General features: G+C 44.5%; 2 protein-coding genes. One reads left to right on the top strand and one right to left on the bottom strand.

All coding sequences use genetic code 11. The features are described from left to right. Entirely contained in the window at positions 1 to 153 is a 153-nt protein-coding gene (locus OGM63_RS29710; protein WP_375340449.1) for an Hsp20 family protein, read from the top strand. 193 nt (positions 154 to 346) lie between these two features. Here the strand turns inward: OGM63_RS29710 and OGM63_RS03790 are convergent, their stop codons facing one another. Beyond that, complete coding sequence (locus OGM63_RS03790; protein WP_263744174.1) at positions 347 to 1,567, bottom strand: HhoA/HhoB/HtrA family serine endopeptidase; 1,221 nt, start codon at positions 1,565 to 1,567, stop codon at positions 347 to 349. Between the last annotated feature and the right edge of the window lie 252 nt (positions 1,568 to 1,819).

Below are 1,819 nucleotides of genomic sequence, written 5' to 3'. Positions count from 1 at the left end.
GTGGGAGATGGGGGGAGTGGGAGGAAGTACCACGTTTTCACGTTCCCAATTACCCTACCAGTTGCGATTGAAAACAATAAGGTGCAAGCTCAATTCAAAGATGGTATTTTGACTCTGGCACTGCCGAAAGTAACTAGTGGACAACCTATTTGAAAATGAACTATGCGTTGTCCACAACCCTTGATTAGACGCGATCGTCCGAAGTCACAATAATTGTTTTCTGGAGATGTCTAGTGGATAAATTTCCAGACAGCGCGGTTTTTTCGTATTTTCTTCACATCGCCAAAAAAATAGGGATACGTTAAACCAGACGTATCCCCATAACTAATTCAAGACTCGGCAGTAATTATGAAGAAGCATTTTGCAACTCAGCCGTGCGTATAGATAGCAGCTGTGTCTGGTTCCCCCGGAGCACTTTTACCTGTAAAGTCTGACCGAGACGACTATTTTCGACAACATTTTGTAACTCTTCGGCTGTTGCGATCGCTTCTCCATCAATTTGCACAATCACATCACCCAGACGCATCCCAGCTGCTGCTGCTGGAGAATTCGGTAAAACTCGCATCACCAAAACACCATTAACTTCAGCTACTTGCAGTGGTGAATTGGGGTCATTGTTATTTTCTCTGGCAGCATCAACAGTTAAAGTTAGCATTTGCACACCTAAATAGGGGTGAGCCACTTTTCCATCATGTTCGAGTTGAAAAGCGATGGTTTTTGCTTTATCTATGGGAATCGCAAACCCAATTCCCATAGCGTCAGCACGAATTGCTGTATTGATTCCAATCACCTCACCTCGGTCATTTAACAGTGGTCCCCCGGAGTTACCAGGGTTAATTGCTGCATCGGTTTGAATAAACTCCAAGCGTTTGTCAGGAATTCCGACTTGAGCACTAGAACGTCTGAGGGTGCTGACGATTCCCAAAGTTACGGTATTATCAAATCCTAAAGGATTACCGACAGCGATCGCCCAGTCTCCCACTTGTACATTAGCTGAAGAACCCAAGGGCGCAGTTGGTAAATCTCCACCAGCATTAATTTTGACCACTGCTAAATCTGTTACTTCGTCAACACCTTGCACCTTTCCTTCAAAGCTGCGTCCATCTTTGAGACGGACTGTTACTTTATCAGCTTTATCGACTACGTGAGCATTAGTGAGAACCAAGCCACTCTTGTCAATAATGAAACCAGAACCTAAACCACGTAATTGTTCGTAAGGCGACCTTTGGGGTAAACTGTCACCGAAAAACCTGCGAAAAAACGGATCGTCATACATCGGATCTAAGCGACGAGTAATTGTGCGCTCAATATCAATTCTGACAACAGCCGATCCCACACGATTCACCGCAGCAGTGACAAAACTACTACTAGCGATCGCAGCACTCGCAGGTGATTCTCTTTGAGCAATTAATTGTAATGAAGAATCTGAACTTACAGCATTTGGTGCAGGTTCCGCTTGGGAGGGTAACACTTGCAGGCTACTAACTGTTAGCAAAACTCCTAGAAATATCGCTAACACATGGATACTAAGTTGACGTATAGACCGGGGTATTTGGAAAAATCGCATAACCGCACAAGAATGTTTCAGCGTAATTATTGTTTAATCTTGACAAATATTAGAAGTGTTGAGCTACGAAAACCGCTACTCAAACTTCTCTATCTACAGCTATTGTTACAGGTTTGATAGAAATTCCTGCGTAATAACCTTTGTTTTGGGCATTGGACATTGGTAATTCCCCCTTGATCACGCAGTCCCCCTTGTCCCCTTGTCCTCCTTGTCCCCTTGTCCTCCTTGTCCCCTTGTCCCCCCATCCCCCCC

The sequence above is a fragment of the Plectonema radiosum NIES-515 genome, assembly GCF_025753815.1.
In the GTDB taxonomy this organism is placed as follows: domain Bacteria; phylum Cyanobacteriota; class Cyanobacteriia; order Cyanobacteriales; family Nostocaceae; genus Hassallia; species Hassallia radiosum_A.
This window is presented reverse-complemented; position numbering and strand designations above follow the sequence as displayed.